The sequence below is a fragment of the Rhizobacter sp. OV335 genome (genome assembly GCF_900142965.1).
In the GTDB taxonomy this organism is placed as follows: Bacteria; Pseudomonadota; Gammaproteobacteria; order Burkholderiales; family Burkholderiaceae_C; genus Rhizobacter.
Window position 1 is genome coordinate 21,905 of sequence record NZ_FRCQ01000026.1, and the last position, 19,522, is coordinate 41,426.

19 protein-coding genes are annotated in these 19,522 nt (G+C 70.9%); 7 read left to right on the forward strand and 12 right to left on the reverse strand.

Annotated features, from left to right (window positions below):
- The first annotated feature begins 29 nt into the window (after positions 1-29).
- Together BUE42_RS23480 and BUE42_RS23485 are read left to right on the forward strand one after the other, a co-directional pair.
- Positions 30-995, forward strand: coding sequence for a LysR family transcriptional regulator (locus BUE42_RS23480; RefSeq protein WP_073467718.1), 966 nt, complete (start codon positions 30-32; stop codon positions 993-995).
- A gap of 121 nt (positions 996-1,116) precedes the next feature.
- Positions 1,117-1,635 (forward strand): LapA family protein, encoded by a 519-nt coding sequence (locus tag BUE42_RS23485; protein WP_073467719.1) that lies wholly within the window; start codon positions 1,117-1,119, stop codon positions 1,633-1,635.
- A 16-nt stretch (positions 1,636-1,651) separates the two neighbouring features.
- Here the strand turns inward: BUE42_RS23485 and BUE42_RS23490 are convergent, their stop codons facing one another.
- The 10 genes from BUE42_RS23490 to BUE42_RS23535 all read right to left on the reverse strand — a co-directional run bounded on the left by BUE42_RS23490 (position 1,652) and on the right by BUE42_RS23535 (position 12,068).
- Positions 1,652-2,353, reverse strand: coding sequence for a Bax inhibitor-1/YccA family protein (locus BUE42_RS23490; RefSeq protein WP_073467720.1), 702 nt, complete (start codon positions 2,351-2,353; stop codon positions 1,652-1,654).
- Between the two features lie 11 nt (positions 2,354-2,364).
- Complete coding sequence (locus BUE42_RS23495) at positions 2,365-3,126, reverse strand: TerC family protein (protein ID WP_073467721.1); 762 nt, start codon at positions 3,124-3,126, stop codon at positions 2,365-2,367.
- 122 nt (positions 3,127-3,248) lie between these two features.
- Positions 3,249-3,521 carry a hypothetical protein gene (locus tag BUE42_RS23500; RefSeq protein ID WP_159445481.1) on the reverse strand — a complete coding sequence of 91 codons (273 nt, stop codon included), beginning with the start codon at positions 3,519-3,521 and terminating at the stop codon, positions 3,249-3,251.
- A gap of 103 nt (positions 3,522-3,624) precedes the next feature.
- Entirely contained in the window at positions 3,625-6,720 is a 3,096-nt protein-coding gene (locus tag BUE42_RS23505; RefSeq protein ID WP_235002557.1) for an efflux RND transporter permease subunit, read from the reverse strand.
- A 34-nt stretch (positions 6,721-6,754) separates the two neighbouring features.
- Positions 6,755-7,942 carry an efflux RND transporter periplasmic adaptor subunit gene (locus BUE42_RS23510; RefSeq protein ID WP_235002559.1) on the reverse strand — a complete coding sequence of 396 codons (1,188 nt, stop codon included), beginning with the start codon at positions 7,940-7,942 and terminating at the stop codon, positions 6,755-6,757.
- Positions 7,939-9,411 (reverse strand): efflux transporter outer membrane subunit, encoded by a 1,473-nt coding sequence (locus BUE42_RS23515; RefSeq protein ID WP_083614460.1) that lies wholly within the window; start codon positions 9,409-9,411, stop codon positions 7,939-7,941. Before BUE42_RS23515 ends, BUE42_RS23510 begins: the two co-directional genes overlap by 4 nt.
- Positions 9,408-10,115, reverse strand: coding sequence for a CerR family C-terminal domain-containing protein (locus BUE42_RS23520; RefSeq protein ID WP_073467723.1), 708 nt, complete (start codon positions 10,113-10,115; stop codon positions 9,408-9,410). Before BUE42_RS23520 ends, BUE42_RS23515 begins: the two co-directional genes overlap by 4 nt.
- A gap of 58 nt (positions 10,116-10,173) precedes the next feature.
- Positions 10,174-10,365, reverse strand: a complete 192-nt coding sequence (locus BUE42_RS23525; RefSeq protein ID WP_073467724.1) for a helix-turn-helix transcriptional regulator — start codon at positions 10,363-10,365, stop codon at positions 10,174-10,176.
- A complete protein-coding gene (locus tag BUE42_RS23530; RefSeq protein ID WP_200799017.1) occupies positions 10,362-10,757 on the reverse strand; it encodes a hypothetical protein in 396 nt (131 codons plus the stop codon). Before BUE42_RS23530 ends, BUE42_RS23525 begins: the two co-directional genes overlap by 4 nt.
- Positions 10,758-10,916: 159 nt before the next feature.
- Positions 10,917-12,068, reverse strand: a complete 1,152-nt coding sequence (locus tag BUE42_RS23535; protein WP_143171709.1) for a hypothetical protein — start codon at positions 12,066-12,068, stop codon at positions 10,917-10,919.
- Between the two features lie 174 nt (positions 12,069-12,242).
- Here BUE42_RS23535 and BUE42_RS23540 point away from each other — a divergent pair, with 174 nt between their 5' ends.
- Positions 12,243-13,232, forward strand: a complete 990-nt coding sequence (locus BUE42_RS23540; protein ID WP_073467726.1) for a helix-turn-helix transcriptional regulator — start codon at positions 12,243-12,245, stop codon at positions 13,230-13,232.
- Positions 13,233-13,235: 3 nt separating this feature from the next.
- On the opposite strand, the gene BUE42_RS23545 is transcribed toward BUE42_RS23540, so the two are convergent.
- Positions 13,236-15,077: a sensor domain-containing diguanylate cyclase gene (locus tag BUE42_RS23545; protein ID WP_073467727.1), complete on the reverse strand. Its 1,842-nt coding sequence runs from the start codon at positions 15,075-15,077 to the stop codon at positions 13,236-13,238.
- A 176-nt stretch (positions 15,078-15,253) separates the two neighbouring features.
- Between BUE42_RS23545 and BUE42_RS23550 the strand changes: the two genes are divergently transcribed.
- The 4 genes from BUE42_RS23550 to BUE42_RS23565 all read left to right on the forward strand — a co-directional run bounded on the left by BUE42_RS23550 (position 15,254) and on the right by BUE42_RS23565 (position 18,629).
- Positions 15,254-15,535, forward strand: coding sequence for a DUF427 domain-containing protein (locus BUE42_RS23550; RefSeq protein WP_073467728.1), 282 nt, complete (start codon positions 15,254-15,256; stop codon positions 15,533-15,535).
- 105 nt (positions 15,536-15,640) lie between these two features.
- On the forward strand, positions 15,641-16,528 hold the full coding sequence (locus tag BUE42_RS23555) for an amino acid ABC transporter substrate-binding protein (protein WP_073467729.1): 888 nt from the start codon (positions 15,641-15,643) through the stop codon (positions 16,526-16,528).
- A gap of 38 nt (positions 16,529-16,566) precedes the next feature.
- Positions 16,567-17,364: a cysteate racemase gene (locus tag BUE42_RS23560; RefSeq protein WP_083614463.1), complete on the forward strand. Its 798-nt coding sequence runs from the start codon at positions 16,567-16,569 to the stop codon at positions 17,362-17,364.
- Positions 17,361-18,629: a D-amino acid dehydrogenase gene (locus tag BUE42_RS23565; RefSeq protein ID WP_083614482.1), complete on the forward strand. Its 1,269-nt coding sequence runs from the start codon at positions 17,361-17,363 to the stop codon at positions 18,627-18,629. The genes BUE42_RS23560 and BUE42_RS23565 overlap by 4 nt, the downstream gene beginning before the upstream one ends.
- On the opposite strand, the gene BUE42_RS23570 is transcribed toward BUE42_RS23565, so the two are convergent.
- Positions 18,613-19,503 (reverse strand): LysR family transcriptional regulator, encoded by an 891-nt coding sequence (locus tag BUE42_RS23570; RefSeq protein WP_073467731.1) that lies wholly within the window; start codon positions 19,501-19,503, stop codon positions 18,613-18,615. The genes BUE42_RS23565 and BUE42_RS23570 overlap by 17 nt on opposite strands.
- Positions 19,504-19,522 lie beyond the last annotated feature (19 nt).

Here is a 19,522-nt window from a genome sequence, read left to right on the forward strand (position 1 = left end):
GTTCCACTGATGAGACAGTGGAGCCCCCGATGAGCCTCGAAGCCAATGACCTGATGCTGTTCGCCCGTGTCGCCGAGGAAGGCAGTTTCAGCCGCGCGGCCGAGCGCACCGGGCTGCCGAAATCGACCGTGTCGCGGCGGGTGGCCGCGCTGGAGGCGCAGCTCGGCGAGCGGCTGCTGCTGCGCACGACGCGCAAGCTGACCGTCACCGATTTCGGCCACAGCGTGCTGGAGCATGCGAACCAGGTGCTGGCCGAGGTGGAGGCGACCGCGTCGCTGGCCCAGCACCGGCAGGTGGAGCCGAGTGGGCGGCTGCGCATCTCGATGCCGGCGGATTTCGCGAACATCGTGCTCGGCGACCTGATGACCGAGTTCCTGACCCGCTACCCGGCGATCTCGCTGGAGCTCGACCTGTCGCCGCGCCGCGTCGACCTGATCGGCGAGAACTTCGACCTGGCGATCCGCATGGGCGACCTGCCCGACGATGCGAGCCTGGCGGCACGACGGATCGCGGTGTTCCAGGTCGGGCTGTACGCGTCGCCTGCCTACTTGGCACGGCGCGGCGAGCCGAGCGAGCCCGAGGCGCTGATGGAGCACGACGCGCTGCACCTTCTGACGCGCAGCGGCGAGCCGGCGCTGTGGACGCTGCAGCGCGGCGCCGCGCAATGGCAGGGCACGCCGCCCGCCCGCGCGACCGCGAACTCACCCGAGATGCTGATCCGCATGGCGCGCGCCGGCGCCGGCGTGACGGTGGTATCGAGCCACTTCGCGATACCGTACGTGCGCAGCGGCGAGTTGGTGCCGGTGCTGCCGGAGTGGTCGCTGCCCGACGTGACCGCCTGGGCGGTGTTCCCCGGCCGGCGGCTGATGCCGGCGCGCACGCGGGTGCTGCTGGACGCGATGGCGCACACCTTCTCCGGCCCGGAATGCCGACGCGCGGACGACGAGGTGCGGCAGGAGGTGGCGCGCGGCCGGCGGGCGGCGACCGCCGCCTGAGCCGGGCGCGACCCAACGGACGCGCGCTGGTCCGAGCGAGGCTCGCGCGCTTGTCCTACACCTCGCAGGGCCCCCGCGGTCATACGCTCGCAGCCTGATCGTTCACTTCGAGGAGACCGCCATGGTCCGCGTGCTCGTGCTGTTTGTGGCCCTGCTGGTGATGGCCGTCTTCACGCTGCTGAACTGGCCGGCCTTCGTCGCGCCGACGCCGCTGTCGCTCGGCTTCACGACCGTGCAGGCGCCGTTGCCGATGCTGCTGCTCGGCGCCTTCGTCTTCATCAGCGTGTGGTTCGTCGTGTGGGCGCTGCAGCTGCAGGGCAAGGCGATGCTGGAAGCGCGCCGGTTGTCGAAGGACCTGCAGGCGCAGCGCGAGCTGGCCGACAAGGCGGAGGCGTCGCGCTTCACCGAGCTGCAGACGTTCCTGGCCACGGAGCTGGCGCGGATCAATCAATCCGGGCTGGATGCGCGAGCGGCGGTGAACGCGCGCTTCGACCAGCTGCGGCGCGAGCAGCAGGTGGCGCTGGAGGAAGCGACGAACGGGATCTCGGCGCACCTCGGAGAGCTGGAGGATCGGCTGGAGCGCTCGCACGGGCTGGCGGCCGAGATCGACCGGCCGCCCGTGCGCGAACACCTGCGCTGACGTCTGCCTGGACGACTTACTCGTCCCGGCTGCCGCCGAAGATCCCCAGCAGCGCGAGCAGCGACTGGAACACGTTGTAGACGCTCAGGTAGACGCCCAGCGTCGCGGTGATGTAGTTGGTCTCATGCCCGTCCTGCACGCGCTTCAGGTCATACAGGATGAAGGCCGAGAAGATGCCGATCGCCAGCACCGACAGCGTGATCATCAGCGCGCTCGACTGGATGAAGAAGTTCGCGATGCCAGCCACCAGCAGCAGGATCGCGCCGATGAACAGGAACTTGCCCATCGACGACAGGTCGCGCTTGATCACCGACGACAGCGTCGCCATGCCGAGGAAGACCACCCCGGTGCCGGCGAAGGCCGTCATGATCAGGCTCGCGCCGTTCGACAGGCCGAGCACCGCGCCGACCAGGCGCGACAGCATCAGCCCCATGAAGAACGTGAACGCCAGCAGCACCGGCACGCCGGCCGCCGAGTTCTTGGTCTTCTCGATCGCGAACATCAGGCCGAACGAGCCGACCAGGAAGACCACCAGGCCGACGCCCGGCGACATCGCGCGCACGAGGCCGGTCGACACGCCGATCCAGGCGCCGAGCACCGTCGGCACCATCGACAGCGCGAGCAGCCAGTAGGTGTTGCGCAGCACCTTGTTGCGCTGTTCGACCGAGGTGGACTCACCGGCGTAGCCGGTGGACGAAACTTGAGACAGCGGATTCATGACGGATTCCTTCAGTTCGAAGTTGCAGGAGTGTTCGCGCGGCGCTTGGCGCGCGCGCGGATGTTGAGCACCTCGACCGCGAGCGAGAACGCCATCGCGGCATAGATGTAGCCCTTGGGCACGTGCGCGTCGAAGGCCTCGGCCGTCAGCGCCATGCCGACCATCACGAGGAAGGACAGCGCCAGCACCTTGACCGACGGATGCCGGTCGACGAAGTCGCCGATCGGCTTGGCCGCCACCAGCATCACGCCGACCGAGGCCACCACCGCCGCGACCATCACGCCGATCCGGTCGACCATGCCGACCGCGGTGATCACCGAGTCGAGCGAGAACACGATGTCGATCACCGCGATCTGGCCGATCACGCCCCAGAACATCCGCTGGCCGGCCGCCTTCAGCGCAGCCTCGTCGGTGACCGGCGCCGGGCCGTGCTGCTCGCGCGCCTCGACCTCGACGAAGATCTCGTGCGAGGCCTTCCACAGCAGGAACAGCCCGCCGAACAGCAGCACCAGGTCGCGCCCGCTGATGCCCTGGCCGAGCACCGTGAACAGGTCGGCGGTCAGGCCCATCACCCAGCTCAGCGAGAACAGCAGCAAGAGCCGCGAGACCATCGCGAAGCCGAGGCCGAGGCGCCGCGCCTTGTCGCGCAGCTCCGCCGGCAGCCGCCCGACGAGGATGGAGATGAAGATGATGTTGTCGACGCCGAGGACGATTTCCAGGGCGGTGAGCATCGCGAAGGCGATCCAGAGGTTGGGGTCGAGGAGGGATTCCATGGCGTGGCAGTGGTGGTCCGTGGGGCCGCCAGGATGGCATGGCCGCGGGCGCACGGGGACGAAACAGGGACGAGCGGAGGTCTGACGGAAACGCCGGCCGCGGACGCACCGCGGCGGGGTTCTCAGGCGAGCAGCGCGGCGGCCTTCGGCGGGCGCCGCAGGCCGTCCAGCCAGGGCGCCGGGCGAGCGGCGTCGGTGGCGAGGGGCGGACGGGCCAGCGAGAAGCCGGGGTCCGGCACCGGCAGTGCGCCGGTCAGCAGGTCCTGCACGTCGGCGACGGTTTCGCCGGCCGACTGGATGCGGTCGTCGACGTCGCGCTCCTGGGCGCTGCCGTCGTCGACGATGGCCACCACGGCCTGCACCGACGGCATCTCGCTCGCCTGAGGACGGGCCATCAGGCCGGCTGCCAGCAGGAAGAGCGTGAGGACGAGGACGAGACCGCGGTACACCATAGCGGCCGCAGTGTACCGGGCCGGCATGTCGTGCCGGCCCGAGGGGCTACTTCGCCACCACCGCCGCCGGTGCGCCATCCGTCGGATGGTGCCGGCGCACCTTGCGCGACACCCACTGCACCACGTCGTCGACGAAGGTGAACAGCACCGGGATCACCAGCAGGCTCAGGAAGGTCGACGTGATCAGCCCGCCGATCACGACGATGGCCATCGGCGCGCGGAAGCTCGAATCGACGCCGATGCCGAGCGCGATCGGCAGCATGCCCGCGCCCATCGCGATGGTCGTCATCACGATCGGCCGGGCCCGCTTGTGGCAGGCGTCGAGCACCGCATCCCAGCGCGACAGCCCGTGCTCGCGGCGCGCCATGATCGCGTACTCGACCAGCAGGATCGAGTTCTTGGTCGCGATGCCCATCAGCATGATCAGCCCGATCATCGACGGCATCGACAGCGCGGTGTGGGTGACGAACAGCGCGAGGAAGGCCCCCGGCACCGACAGCACCAGCGCCGCGAGGATGGTCACCGGCTGCACGAAATCATGGAACAGCAGCACCAGCACGATGTAGATGCACATCACGCCGGTCAGCATCGCGAGGCCGAAGCCCGAGAACAGCTCCTGCATCGCCTCGGCATCGCCGACACCGGCCAGCGACACGCCGGCCGGCAGGCTGCGCAGGCTGGGCAGCTGCTCGGCCGTGCTCTGCACATGCTCCAGCGACTGGCCGTTCAGCTCGATCTCGAAGTTGATGTTGCGCTTGCGGTCGAAGCGCGCGATCTGCGCCGGCCCGCTGTCGATCGACAGCGTCGCGACGTTGGCCAGCATCACCGGCCCCTTCGCGCCCGGCACCGCGAGCCGCGACAGCAGCTCCAGGTCGGTGCGCGCATCGGCCGCCAGCTTGACGACGATCGGCACCTGGCGCTGCGACAGGTTCAGCTTCGGCAGGCTCTGGTCGTAGTCGCCGGCGGTGGCGATGCGCAGCGTGTCGGCGATCGCGGCCGACGTGACGCCGAGGTCGGCCGCGCGCGCGAAATCGGGCCGCACGATCAGCTCCGGCCGCACCAGGCTCGAGGTCGACGTGACCGCGCCGATGCCCGAGATCGTGCGCAGCTCGCGCTCGACCTGCTTCGAATGCTCGAGCAGCACGTCGCCGTCTTCACCGGCCAGCACCACCACGTACTTCTCGCCCGATCCGCCGAAGCCGACCGCGACCCGCGCGCCCGGCAGGCCGGCCAGCGCGTCGCGCAGCTGCTGCTCGATCACCTGCTTCTTCGGCCGGTGGCCGCGCTCGGTCAGGTTGATGCTGAGCGAGGCCTTGCGCACCTCGGCCGCGCCGGCGCCGGCGAACGGGTCGGCCCCGGTGTTGCCACCGCCGACCGCGGTGTAGACCAGTTTCACGTACTGATTCTTCTGCACGATGTCGCGCGCCTGCTCGGCCACCGCCAGCGTCTGCGCGAAGGTCGCGCCCGGCGGCAGCGAGATCGAGACCTGCGATTTCGACAGGTCGTCCGGCGGAATGAAGCCCTTCTCGAGGATGCCGGCGAGGACGATCGAGCCGGCGAAGAACGCGATGACCGCGACCGTCGTGATCACCCGGTGGTGCAGCGCGGCCGTGACCCAGCGCATGTAGATCTCGAGCCAGCGGCCTTCCTTGTGCTCGCCGGTCGGCGGCTTCAGCAGGTAGGCGGCCATCATCGGGGTCAGCAGCCGCGCGACCACCAGCGACATGAACACCGCGATCGCCGCCGTCCAGCCGAACTGCACGAAGAAGCGGCCGACCACGCCGCTCATGAAGGCGGTCGGCAGGAACACCGCGATCAGCGTGAAGGTGGTCGCGATCACCGCGAGGCCGATCTCGTCGGCCGCCTCCATCGCCGCCTGCAGCGGCGTCTTGCCCATGCGCAGGTGCCGCATGATGTTCTCGATCTCGACGATCGCGTCGTCGACCAGGATGCCGACCACCAGCGACAGCGACAGCAGCGTCACGCCGTTCAGCGTGAAGCCGGCCAGCGACATGAACGCGAAGGCCGGGATCACCGACAGCGGCAGCGCGAGCGCCGACACCAGCGTCGCGCGCCAGTTGCGCAGGAACAGCCACACCACCAGCACCGCCAGCGCGGCGCCTTCGTACAGCATCGCCATCGAGCTGTCGAAGTCCTCCTGCACGTTGTCGACGAAGTTGAAGGCCTCGTCGAACTTCACCTCCGGGTGCGCCGCCTTCATCGCCTCGATCTCGGCGCGCACGCCGGCCGCCACCTCGGTCTCGCCGGCCCCGCGGGTGCGGGTGATCTCGAAGCCGACCACCGGCTTGCCGTTCAGCAGCGCCGTCGAGCGCTGCTCGGCCACCGTGTCGCTGACGCGCGCCACCTGCTCCAGCCGCAGCCGCCGGCCGTCGGCCAGCGAGATCTCCATCTTCGCGAGCTCTTCGGCCGAGCGCACGGTCGCGATGGTGCGCACCGATTGCTCGGCGCCGCCGACGTCGGTGCGGCCGCCCGAGGCCTCCTGCTGGATCTTGCTGAGCTGGTGCGAGATGTCGGCCGCGGTGGCGTTCAGCGCCAGCAGCCTGGCCGGGTCGAGCTCGACGCGCACCTCGCGCGTGACGCCGCCCACTCGCGCGACCGCGCCGACACCGCGCACGCTGAGCATCTGCTTGCCCACCGTGTTGTCGACGAACCATGACAGCGACTCTTCATCGAGCCGGTCGGACGCGACGGTGTAGGTCAGGATCGGCGAGCCCGACAGCTCCATCTTCGTGACCACCGGGTCGCGCAGGTCGGCCGGCAGGTCGGCGCGCACGCGCGAGACGGCGGCGCGCATGTCGTCGACCGCCTCCTGCACCGGCTTCTCGAGGCGGAACTCGCCGGTGATGGTGACCAGGCCGTCGGTCACCGAGGTGTAGACGTGCTTCAGGCCCTGCAGCGTCGCGACCGAGTTCTCGATCTTGCGCGCGACGTCGGTCTCGAGCTGCGACGGCGACGCGCCCGGCAGCGCGGCCGAGATCGTGACGGTCGGCAGCTCGATGTCGGGGAAGTTCTGCACCTTCATGCTCTTGAAGCTGTACAGCCCGAGCAGGGTCAGCAGGATGAAGAGCAGCACCGCGGGGATCGGGTTGCGGATCGACCAGGCGGAGACGTTGATGTTCATGGGGCGTCGTCCTTGAAGGGAAGCCGGCGCGCGCTCAGCGCGAGGCCGTCGCGGCAGCGGAGGCGGCCGCCGGCACCGGTAGCGCGTCGACCACGCGCACCGTGTCGCCATCGCCCAGGAAGCCGCCGCCGGTGGCGACGACGCGGTCGGCCGGCTGCACGCCGCCGAGGATCTGGATGCGATCGCCGACGCGCTGGCCGACCTTCACCTTGACCAGCGTGACCTTGTTGTCGGCCCCGACCCGCAGCACGTAGCTGAAGCCCTCGCGCAGCAGCACCGCGCTCTGCGGCAGCGTCATGCCCTGCTGCGAGCCGATCTCGAACTCGCCGCGGGCGAACATGCCGGCCTTCGCGGCGCTGGCACCGCCCGGCAGGTCGACGTAGACCAGGCCGTTGCGCGTCTGCGCATCGACGGTGGGCGCAATGATGCGCAGCTTGCCGGTGACCGGCTCGCCGCTCGCGGGCAGCACGCGCACCGCCATGCCGGGCTTCAGCGGCCCGATCTCCGACGACGGCACCTCGGCACGCCATTCGAGCCGGCCGCCGCGGATCAGGCGGAACAGTTCCTGGCCGGCCGGCAGCACCGCGCCGACGGTGGCACTGCGCGACGAGATCACGCCGTTGTCGGGCGCCAGCACCTGGGTCTGCTGCAGCCGCAGCTGCTGCACCTTGGCGGCGGCGCGCTGGGCTTCGAGCCGCGCCTGCGCGGTGCGCTCGGCCGTCAGGTACTGGTTGGTCTGCTGTGCGCTGAGCGCGCCGGTGGGCTGCAAGTCGCGGGCACGCTGTGCGTTGGCGGCGGCCTCGGCGGCATTCGCCTCGGCCTCGGCGACCGCGGCGCGGGTCTGCGCGAGGTCGGCATGGATGGTGTCGGACGCGAAGCTCGCGAGCACCTGGCCGCGCTTGACCACGTCGCCGACGTTCACCTTCACGTCGGCCAGGCGCAGGCCGTTGGCCTCGGTGCCGACGATCGCTTCCTGCCACGCGGCGATGCTGCCGTTGGCGGCCAGCAGCGTCGGCAGGCTGGCCGGCTGCAGCTGCGTCACGGTGACGGTCAGCGCGGGCTTGGCGGCGGCAGGCTTCTTCTCGTCGGCGGCGCGGACGGTGCTCGTCACCGAGACGGCCAGCAGCGCGGCGAGCACGCCGGCAGCGGCGAGGGACAGCAGCAGGGGCTTCAGTCGTTGGGTCATGGTCGGGCTGATCGGGTGGATCGTCGGGGTGTTCAAGGAGTGGCCTTCGTGGGGCCGGCGGGATCGTCGGCGCGGGTGGCAGCCTGGGTGGCATCAGCCACCGGTGTGCCGGTGCGCCAGCCGCCGCCGAGCGCGCGGTACAGCGTGATCCAGGCGGCGACGCGCTCGCGCTGCAGGTCGATCAGCGTGCCGTGCGCGAGCACCGCGCTGCGGCGTGCGTCTTCCAGCTCGAACAGGCTGGCCAGGCCGCCCTTGAAGCGGGCTTCGGTGGCGCGGAACGACTGCTCGAAGCCTTCGTCGGCGATGCGGGCGTTCTCGGTGCGCGCCGCGCTGCTGTCGAGCTGCACCAGCGCCTGCTCGACCTCCTGCACCGCGGTGCGCAGCTTCGCGCGGTAGAGCGACGCGGCCTCGTCGTAGCGGGCGCGGGCCGCATCGACATTGGCGCGGCGCAGGCCGGCGTCGAAGATCGGCAGCGTGACCGCCAGCGGCCCGACCGACCACACCGTGCCGCTCTGGGTGGCGTCGCCCAGGTCGACGCGGGCGCGCGAGATCGAGCCGGCCAGCGTGACGCGCGGCAGCCGCTTCGCGCGCGCCTGCGACACCTCGGCGCTCGCCGCGCCGAGCTCACGCGCCGCGTTGAAGACATCGGGCCGCTGGTTCAGCACCTCGGCCGGCACGCTGTCGATCGCCAGCTCGGCCGGCTGCGGGAGGCGCGCGGTGCCGGCCGCCAGTTTCGTGCGCAGCGCCAGCTCGTCGATCGCCGTCAGCGCGACCAGGCCCTTGACCGCGATGTCGCATTGCGCGCGCTGCGCGGTCAGCAGGCTCGCGCCCTGGGCGGCACTGGCGCGCGCCAGCGCCGCGTCGGCCGGCGGCTGGAAGCCGGCCTGCGCGCTCAGCCCGGTGAGACGGGCGGTCTCGGCGCGCGAGGCCGCATCGGCCTCGGTCTGCACCAGCTGCGCCTCGCAGGCGCGCAGGCCCAGGTAGGCGTTCGCGGTTTCGGCGGCGACCGACACGCGGGCGTCGTGCCACGACGCTTCGGCCCCTTCGAGGCGGTACTGCGCCGCATCGCGGCCGGCCCGGCCGGCGCCGAACACGTCGATCTCCCACGCCGTCTGCAACCCGGCCGAAGTGGTGGTGGCCAGCGGCGTGACGAAATCGGTGCGGCCGCGCGTCGCGCTGGCGGTGGCATCGAGCGTGGGCAGCAGCGCCGCGCCGGCGCCGGTGCGCGTGGCCTGCGACTGCGCCAGGCGCGAGCGGGCCGTCGCGAGCGTCGGGCTGACGGATTGCGAAGCGTCGATCAGCTGCGAGAGCACCGGGTCGTCGAACTGCTGCCACCAGCCGGTCAGGTCGGCGAGGCGGCCGTTGTGCGGCAGCGGGGCGTACCACTGCGCCGGCAGCAGCGCCGGATCGGCGGCCGGCTCGGGCGGCGCGCTCGCGCAGCCGGCCAGGCCCGCCACGGCGGCCAGCGTGGCCGCCAGCAGGGCGGCGCGGGTCGGTGTCGTCATCGCTTGTCCTCTCTTTTGTCTGTTTTTTTCAGCGCCGCGCGGCGCACGCCTTCGGCGTCGACCATCGCCAGCGCATACAGGACCAGGCGCTCGGACCACAGGTCGAGCGCCCGCGGGTGGCTGTTCAGGCGCGGCGCCAGCGCGTCGGTGACGTCCTGCGCGATCTGCAGGTGCACACCCAGCGCCGCGATGCAGATCGCCAGCCGGTGCAGCTCGTCGTCGGCGCGGCGCAGCCCCAGGTGGCGCGCCAGCAGCGCGACCAGCGCCTCGTGGCGCGGCTTGATGCCGTTGACGATCTCGTCCTGCCAGACGCCGGTCGGCTCCAGCATCTCGCGCACGTGCAGGCGCATGCACTGCTGCGTCATGTCGCCATGCTTCAGTGGCTCGAGGAAGCCGGCGTACAGGCCGTGCAGCGCGTCGGGCAGCGTCATCGCCGGGTCGGCGTAGCGGGCGATGTCGTCGGCCGGCGTGCTCAGCGGGCCGGCGAACACCGCGCGGTACAGCCCCGCCTTGTCGCCGAAGTAGTAGCTGATGGCGGCGATGTTCACCTGCGCGGCCTCGGCGATCTCGCGGGTGGAGGTCTTGTTGTAGCCGTGCTGCGCGAACAGGCGCAGCCCGGCCAGCAGCAGGCGCATGCGCGACTGCTCGCCGTCGCTGCGCGGTGCGCGCGGGGCCTGGAGCGTTTCAGGGAGGGTGGCCGACATGGGCCGGGACTCTATCAAATAAATCAAACGATTGATTTAGTTTTTAGGGGGTGACGACTCAGGGCGCCTCGAAGATGTCCTCGATCGGCAGGCCGAAGGTGCGGGCGATCTGGAAGGCCAGCGGCAGGCTCGGGTCGTAGCGCTCGTTCTCGATCGCGTTGACCGTCTGGCGCGACACCTGCAGGCGCTCGGCCAGCTCGGTCTGCGACCAGCCGCGCTCCGCCCGCAGCGTCTTCAGGCGGTTCTTCAACGGTAGCGCCGGGCGGCAATCAGGCCGCCGACGACCCACAGCACCGCCATCAACGGCCACACGGTGAACATCGACAACGGGCGCCAGCCGACCCCTTCGAGGAAGCCGTAGCTGAAGGTCAGCAAGGCCGTGCCGGCAAATGCGAAGCCGAGCGCTTCGAGCTGCACCCGCATCTGCAGCTCGTCGAGCCGGCGAAACTGACGCAGGATCGCCCAGCAGGCGGCGATGCACGGAAGCGTCGGCAGCAGCGCCACCAGCGTCGCGGACGGGCCTTCGAAGTAGCCCGTCTTCAGCAGGAAGATCGAGCTGCACAGCACCAGCCCATAGGCCAGCATCGCGGCACCGAGCTCGAACAGATAGCGGCGGGGGATGGGCGAGAAGCATTTCATCATCGGTAGGCCATGTAAAGGTTGCTTTCCATTCCATCTTAGGCACGAAGCCCGCCGATGTAAAGCACCTTTTACAGTCCTCCGTCCTCCCTGCGCTTCCCGCCCACCCCCTGCGGCTCCTCTCCTCCTCCCCGAGAACCGTGTCGCAGATCCTTGCTCAACTCACTGCAGCGGCAGGCTCGCCTGGCGCGGCTCGCCGGCCGGTGGGAACGCATCGGGCCGCAGCCGGCGCGGCACGCCGCCGGCCGTGCGGCGCATCAGCACCGCGTGCGGCACGTAGCCGCGCGAATCGATGTCCCAGCCGTCGGTCGCCTGTTCGTCGCTGACGCATTCGATGCGCACCGTGCCGAGCTGCCGGGCGCTCGCGCGCTGCACCAGTGCCTCGCACTGCGCCGCCGTCAGCTGGCGCGCGAAGAGCGTCCAGCGCTGCTGCACCAGCGGCTGGCGCCAGGCGTCTTCGATGGCCCAGCGCAGCGCCTGCGGCGTGCTGTTGCGGCCGGCCTCGAGCACGCGCGGCAGCAGCGCATGGAAGAAGGTCTGGAACGCACGCCGCAGCAGCTTGCCGGGCAGCAGGTCTTCGAGCCGCGTCATGCGGTGGCTCCAGCCCGGCGCGGTGAGCTGCTGGCTGATGAAGGCCTGCAGCGCCTGCACCGGGTTGAACAGCCGCAGCCGGTTCGGTGGCAGCACCAGCAGCGGCAGCGCGCTCGCTTCTTCATGCGTCAGCGGCTCGACGAAGCTGCACAGCACCGCGACGCGCGACCACTGCTCGGCCGTCAGCCCGTTCAGCCCGCCGAGCGGGCCGCCTTCGATCAGCTTGACGAACTGCAGCGCGTCGCGGTACCCGTGCGCCGCCTTCGCGTGGTTGGCCTTGGCGCTCATCACCGCCAGGTTGCCGGCGGCATAGCCGGCATCGCTGCGCACGCGGTCGATCGACGCGATCGTTGAATCCATGCCTTCGGTCGTGTCGGACGACAGCGCCAGCCGCGTGATCGGGCAGTGGCTCACGTCGATCTGCTGCAGGTAGTGCGGCGTCACCTGCACCAACTCGACGCTGCGGCCGCGCAGCCAGGCATGCAGCCGCAGCTGCAGCCACTTGCGCACGGGCGGCGTCGGCTGCAGCGTGCGCGAGCCGAAGGCCGCCTGGCCGGACAGCCAGCCGTTGCGCAGCGGCGAGGGCTCGTTGGCGTACGGCGCCGGCGGCGTGACGGCGTAGTGCCCGTAATCCCAGCCCAGCTCGAAGCCGATGTGCTCGTGCGCGGTCAGGCTGTTCGGCACGGCGGGGGTCGGCAGGGACGTCGGCAAAGAGAGGGTCATCGTTCGGCTCCGTGGGTTCCGCTGCGCGATGCAGCGATGGAGCGAAGTTTTGCGGCCGGGTAGCTCACCACATGAGCCACCAGTGCACGTGGCCCCGAAAAGACATCCGGGTATGCTCGCGTGGCTGGCTCATCTGGTGAGCCACCCGACTGATACCGCCCATCGATACCTCCCATGGACCGCACCGAACGCTTCTACAAGATCGAACTGCTGCTGCGCAGCCGCGGCTGCGTCGGCTTCGACGCGCTGCTCGCCGAGCTCGACATCTCGCCGGCCACGCTGAAGCGCGACCTGCAGTACCTGCGCGACCGGCTCAGCGCGCCGATCGTCTACGACCGTTTCGAGAACGGCTACCGCTTCGAGCACGGCGACACGCAGGCGCTGCCGGGCGCGCGCCACGAACTGCCCGGCGTGTGGTTCAGCGAGAAGGAAATCCACGCGCTGCTGACGATGCACCAGCTGATGGCGGGGCTGGACGACGACGGCGTGCTGTCGCGCCACCTGCAGCCGATGGTCGACAAGCTGCAGGGCATGCTGGGCGCCGACGAGAGCGAGGCGCGGGAGCTGATGCGGCGCGTCAGGATGATCGTCACCGCGCGCCGCCGCACGCCGAGCCGGCACTTCGAACTGCTCGGCAGCGCGCTGGTGCAGCGCAAGCGCATCTGGCTGCGCTACTTCAAGCGCACCGACCGCAGCACCAGCGAGCGCGAGGTGTCGCCGCAGCGGCTGGTGAACTACCGCAACACCTGGTACCTGGACGCCTGGTGCCATGCGAGCGACGGCCTGCGCCGCTTCGCGCTCGATGCGGTGCAGGAGGCGCGGCCGCTCGACACGCGCGCGCGCCATGTCGCGGTGAAAGACCTCGAGGCCGCGCTCGACGCCGGCTACGGCATCTACAGCGGCACCGGCAGCGCGCTGAAGTGGGCGACGCTGGTGTTCGAGCCCGATGCGGCGCAATGGGTGGCGAACGAAGAGTGGCATCCGCAGCAGAAGGCGCGCTGGCTGGACGACGGCCGCTACGAACTGCAGGTGCCGTACAGCGACCCGACCGAGCTGACGATGGACATCCTGCGCCACGGCGACAGCGTCGTCGTCGCCGGCGACAAGGCGCTCGCGGCGGCCATCGCGGCGCGGCTCGCGAAGGCCGCGGCGCGGTACTCGTAGCGGCTACAGCAACGACAGCTGAAAGGTATTGCGCCCGGCCGTCTTCGCCGCATAGAGCGCGCCATCCGCCCGTGCCAGCAGCGCCGCCGGGTCGAGGTTGCCATGCCGATGGAACGCAACGCCGATGCTCGTCGTCACGACCAGCACCTGCCCGTCGACCTCGAACGGCCGGTTCATCTGCGCGACGATCTTCTGCGCCACCGCGGTCGGCTCGACGTCGGTGCCCAGCCCCTCGAGCACGATCACGAACTCGTCACCGCCCATCCGCGCCACGGTGTCGGTCGAGCGCACGCTGCCGCGCAGCCGGTCGGCGAACTCCTTCAGCACGCGGTCGCCGGTGCCGTGGCCGAAGCGGTCGTTGATGTCCTTGAAGCGGTCGACGTCGAGGAACATCAGCGCCAGCAGGTCGCCGCTGCGCTCGGCGCGCGCCAGCGCCTCGTGCAGGCGCTCGTTCAGCGCGTGGCGGTTCGGCAGGCCGGTCAGCGCGTCGACCCGGGCCAGCGCCGCCAGTTGCCGCTCCACCGCCTTCTGCGCCGACACGTCGCTGCTGAGCGCGTACAGCCCGCGGATGCGCCCGTCGCGCGCCGGGTCGGGGATGTAGACGTTGTGCAGGCAGCGGATCTCGCCGCGCACCGGTGTCTCGACGTCGAACTCGACGCGCTCGCCCGCCAGTGCCCGCTCCACCGCCGCGCGCCGCGCCTCGTACATCGCCGGCCCCAGCACCTCGACCATGTGCCGGCCGACCTGGGCCGCCGGGTCGAGGCCGAGCCAGCTGTGGAAGGTCGCGTTGCAGAACTGGAAGCACTGCGCGGTGTCGATGTAGGCGACCAGCGCCGGCAGGTTGTCGGTGACCTCGCGCAACCGCCGGTCGGCGATGTGGCGTTGCCGCTCGCTGCGCCGCAGCCGTTGCACCAGCGCGCTGAGCGCGCCGAAGATGGCCAGCAGCACCGCGGTCGCGACGCCGGCGACCGCCAGCTCGTCCCGGCGGCGCGCCTCGTGCTCGGCCAGCACCTCCGATTCGGCCAGCCCGGTGAACACGACGAAGGGCCGGTCGGCGAGCTGCTTGTAGGCCAGCAGGCGCGGCACGCCGTCGAGCCGGCTGGTCGCGCTGTAGGTGCCCTCGGAGGCACGCGCCAGCTCGTGGATCAGGAAGTTGTTGCCGGCCGTCTCGCCGAACCACAGGCGGTCGCCGGAGCGCCGCGCCCGCACCGTCCAGTCGAGCCCGACGAAGCTGATGACGCCCTCGCGGCCGAGCTGCTGCTCGTCGTAGAAGCGGGTGAAATAAGACGGGTCGGTCAGCACCACGACGACACCGGCGAACGCGCCCTGCGGCGTCTGCAGCCGCCGGCTGAGCTGCACGGTCCAGGCCTGGCTGACCCGGCTGACCAGCGGCTTGCTGATGTAGAGCCCCGGCGTCTTCCCGTCGACGTGCACCTTGAAGTGCTCGCGGTCGGCCACGTTGAGCCCCAGGCCCTGCCCGGTCGACGCGATCACGTTGCCGTCGGCATCGGCCACGTACAGCGCCACCAGCCCCGGCTGGGTGACGAGCCCGCGGCGCAGCAGGCCCGGCAGGTCCACATCGCGCCCGCGCTGCTCGACGCCGTAGGCCACGAAGTTGCTGATCTGGTCGAGCTGCGACAGCGCGCGCTCGGTGTACTCCTCGAACGCGCGGTTCAGGCTGCGCGCCTTCGCGTAGGCATCGGCGACCACCCGGGCGCGCTCGGCCGCCAGGCTGTGCAGCACGAAGGCCCACATGAAAGCGATCACCATCACACCGATGGCCGGAAGCGCCCAGCCGATCCAGGCCAGGCTGCGACGGCGAAAACGGGCCTGCGCTGAAAGCATGTGTCCAACGACCTCGTGTGGGGCAGTGATGCCTCCCCGGGCGAGCCGATCGAGCGACCGTGACGACGATAAGCCCAAACGGCCTTGCCGCAACAGCGGGCTTTTCCTTCAAACACGGGGGTGCCGGCACCCCCGCCGCTACCATCGCACGCGTCAGCGACACGAAAGGAACGCGCATGAAAGCAGTCTGGAACGGCGTGACCCTCGCCGAGAGCGACGACACGGTGGTCGTCGAGGGCAACCACTACTTCCCCGAGAGCAGCCTGAAGCGCGAGTACGTCAGCTTCAGCAACCACCGCACCAGCTGCCCGTGGAAGGGGCAGGCGCACTACTACAGCCTGCTGGTGAACGGCGAGGCCAACCCGGACGCCGTCTGGTACTACCCGGAGCCGAGCGAGGCGGCCGCGCAGATCAAGGGCCGGGTCGCGTTCTGGAAGGGCGTGCAGGTCGAGCGCTGATCCTCCATAAGGCTGGCTGATGGGGCCCGGGGAAGATCCGATGCCTCACCCGGCACGAAGCTCGCTAGCATCCTCGCACCGCAACCGCTGTTCGAGGACCCACCCATGTCGCTGCGTTCCCTTCGTGCACTGTCCCTCCTCGCCTGTGCGCTCCCGCTGCTCGCGGCCGCCCAGACCACGCTCGAGAAGGTCAAGCAGAGCGGCGTGATCGGCGTCGCCTACCGCGAGTCGTCGATCCCGTTCTCGTACCTCGACGACAAGGCGCAGCCGGTCGGCTTCGGCGTCGACATCTGCAACAAGGTGGTCGAGGCGGTGAAGAAATCCACCGGCCGCGCCGACCTGAAGGTGCAACTGCAGGCCGTGACCTCGGCCAACCGGATCCCGCTGCTGCAGAACGGCACCATCGACATCGAGTGCGGTTCCACCACCAACAACAGCGAGCGCGGCAAGCAGGTCGCGTTCGCGACCAACTACTTCTACACCGGCACGCGCTTCCTGGTGAAGGCCGGCACGCCGGTGAAGTCGCTCGCCGACCTGGCCGGCAAGCCGGTCGTGTCGACCACCGGCACCACCAACTACAAGATCCTGCGCAACCTGAACGAAGAGAAGAAGCTCGGCATCGACCTGCTGGGCGCGAAGGACCATGCCGAATCGGCGTTGATGGTGCAGACCGGTCGCGCGGTCGCGTTCGGCATGGACGACATCCTGCTGTACGGCCTGAAGGCGAGCGCCGCCAACCCGGCCGAGCTGGCGGTGGTGGGCGAGGCGATCCAGGTCGAGCCGTACGCCATCATGGTGCGGCGCGAGGACCCGGCCTTCAAGAAGCTGGTCGACGACACGATCGCCGGGCTGATCCAGAGCGGCGAGTTCGAGGCGCTCTACAAGAAGTGGTTCCAGTCGCCGATCCCGCCGAAGGGCATCAACCTGCAGGCACCGATGAGCCAGGAGCTGCGCGACAACCTGAAAGCGCTGAGCGACAAGCCGGCGACCTGAGCGGCCCCGCCCTCCTCCTTCGTCGACAAGACACAGCCATGAACGAGGCAGCGTGCGGTGCACGCGGCGCGGGCGCGATCGTGCCTCCGCCGGATCCGGTGCCGGGCCTGGTCGGCGTACTCGGCGGCATGGGCCCGCTCGCGACGCTCGACTTCCTGCACAAGGTGCTGGCCGCGACACCGGCGCGCCGCGACCAGGACCACGTGCCGATGATCGTCAGCAGCATCCCGCAGGTGCCCGATCGCACCGCCGCCTTCCGCGGCGAAGGCGAATCGCCGCTGCCGGCGCTACTCGCCTGCGGCGAGCGGCTCGCCGCAGCGGGCGTCGGGCTCGTGGTGCTGCCGTGCAACACCGCGCACCTGTGGTTCGATGCACTGCAGTCGGCGCTCGGCCTGCCGATGCTGCACCTGGCCGACGCCGCGCTGGCCGAACTGGCACGGCGCGCGCCGGGTGCCCGCGTCGGGCTGCTGGCGACCGATGCAACACTGGCCTCGGGCCTTTATCTGAACCGCCCATCGGTGCATCCGTTGCAGCATCGGCCACATTGGGTGCTGCCGACCGCGCCCGAGATGGTCGACTGGGTGATGCCGGGCATCGCCGCGGTCAAGGCCGGTGCGCCGGAGCTCGGCCGCGACCTGCTGCTGAAGGCTGCGCAGGCGCTGCAGCGGCGCGGCGCCGAGGCGCTGCTGCTCGGCTGCACCGAGCTGCCGCTGGTGCTCGACGAAGCGGGGCTCGGCCTGCCGGTGATCGACGCGACCGATGCGCTGGCGCGCGCCGTCGTCGCGTGGTCGCAGGCGCAGCGCGCGGCCGCGCCCACCGACGTGGTGGCCGCATGAAGCACATCTGCATCATCGGCGCCGGCGTGATCGGCAGCGCCACCGCGATGGCCCTGGCGCGCGAGGGCTTCCAGGTCACGCTGGTCGATGCCGCCGACCGCCCCGGCCAGGGTGCGAGCCGCGCCAACGGGGCGCAGCTCAGCTACAGCTACGTGGAACCGCTCGCGACACCGGCCGCGCTGCGCGCGCTGCCGGGCTGGCTGCTGTCGCGCGACAGCCCGCTGTCGTGGCAACCGCGCTGGCAGTTGTCGCACTGGCGCTGGCTGGCCGCGTTCATCCGCGCCTGCACGCAGGCCCGCGTGCAGCAGACCACCGAGGCGCTGCTGCGCCTGTCGTTCCTGAGCCGCGACGTGCTGGCGCGCTGGCAACGGGAAGCGCCGACGGAGCGGCCGCTCGGCGTGCAGGTCCGCCAGGCGGGCAAGCTGGTGATCCACCGCGACGCCGGCAAACGCGACGCGGCGCAGCGGCAGGTCGCCTGGCAGGCCCGGTTCGGCTGCCGGCAGCGCGTGCTGGACGCCGACGCGTGCCGGCGGCAGGAGCCGGCGCTCGCGCATGACCGCGCGCCGATCGCGTTCGGCGTCTGGACGCCCGACGAGGCCGTCACCGATGCGCAGCAGCTGAGCCATGCGCTGGCCGAGGCCAGCGGCGCGCGCTGGCGCATGGACACCCGCGTCGTCGGCTTCGTGCAGCGCGACGGCCGCGTACATGCGCTGCGCTGCACCGATGCCGGCGGCGCAGAGCGCGAGATCGAGGCCGACGCCTTCGTCGTGTCGGCCGGCCCCGGCGCGGCCGCGCTGCTGAAGCCGCTCGGCGTGCCGCTGCCGATCGAGCCGATCAAGGGCTACAGCATCAGCCTGCAGATCGCGAACGCCGCGCGGGCGCCGCAGGTCAGCGTGACCGATGCGGCGCGCAAGCTGGTCTACGCGCGGCTCGGGGAGCGCGTGCGCATCGCAGGCTTCGCCGAGTTGCGCGGCGCCGACCTGCGCATCGACCCGCGCCGCATCGAGGCCATGCTGCAGGCCGCGACCGACACTTTCCCCGGCGCGTTCCAGACCGGCGACCCCGAGCCCTGGGCCGGCCTGCGCCCGGCGACACCGGGCTCGCGCCCGCTGATCGGCGCGACGCGCATCGGCGGGCTGTGGCTGAACACCGGCCATGGCGCGCTCGGCCTGACGCTCGCGTGCGGCAGCGCCTGGCTGCTGTCGCAGCTGATGCAGGACCGCACGCCGTCGATCGACGCGGCGCCGTTCAGGCTGCAGGACTGACGACGCGGCGGAACGCGTCGATCAGGTCATCGGCCGGCTGCGGCGAACGCTCGCCCTGCGGCAGCAGCGCGCTGATGCTGACCGGCACCTCGGGCACCAGCGTGCGCACCTGCAGCGTGTCGTCGGCGGCCGCGGCGGTGAACGAATCGATCAGCGCCGGGCCGAAGCCCTGCGCCGCGAGCGTCATCGCGATGTGGTGCGTCTGCACGGTGATGCCGCCAGCGGGCGCGAGGCCTTCGCGGGCGCACTGCTCGGCCAGCATCGCGCCGATCGGGTCGCGCTCATCGATGCGGATGAAGCTGCTGCGCAGCACCTCGGCCAGTTCGATGGTGCTGCGCCGGTCGCCGCTGCGCGCCGGCGTGGCCAGAGACACGCACACCATGCGGCCCTGCGCCACCGGCACCTGCTGCACCGCCGGGTGTGGGCTGTGGCCGAACACGATGCCGACATCGCCCTCCTGCAGCGCGATGGCCTGCGCGATCTCCTGCGAATGCAGCGTGCGGATCGCGACCGGCACCGCCGGGTAGCGCTGGCGGAACAGCGCCAGCGCCTGTGGCAACGCATGCACCGCGAGCGACGGCACCACGAGGATGCGCAAGGCCGCCTGCTGGCCACCGCGCAGCGCGCCAGCCAGGCGGCGCACCGATTCGAGCTGCGAGACCAGCCGCTGCACCTCGGGATACAGCGCCTGCGCTTCGCGCGTCGGCACGAGCCGGTTGCGCTGGCGGGTGAAGAGCGCGTAGCCGAGTTGCAGCTCGGCATGCTGCAGCGTCTGCGTGACGGCGGGCTGCGTGACGTGCAACAGGCGCGCGGCGCCGCTGACGGTGCCGGTCAGCATGATGGCGTTGAAGACTTCGACGTGCTTGATGCGCATGGCGCCGGCAGTATCCCCT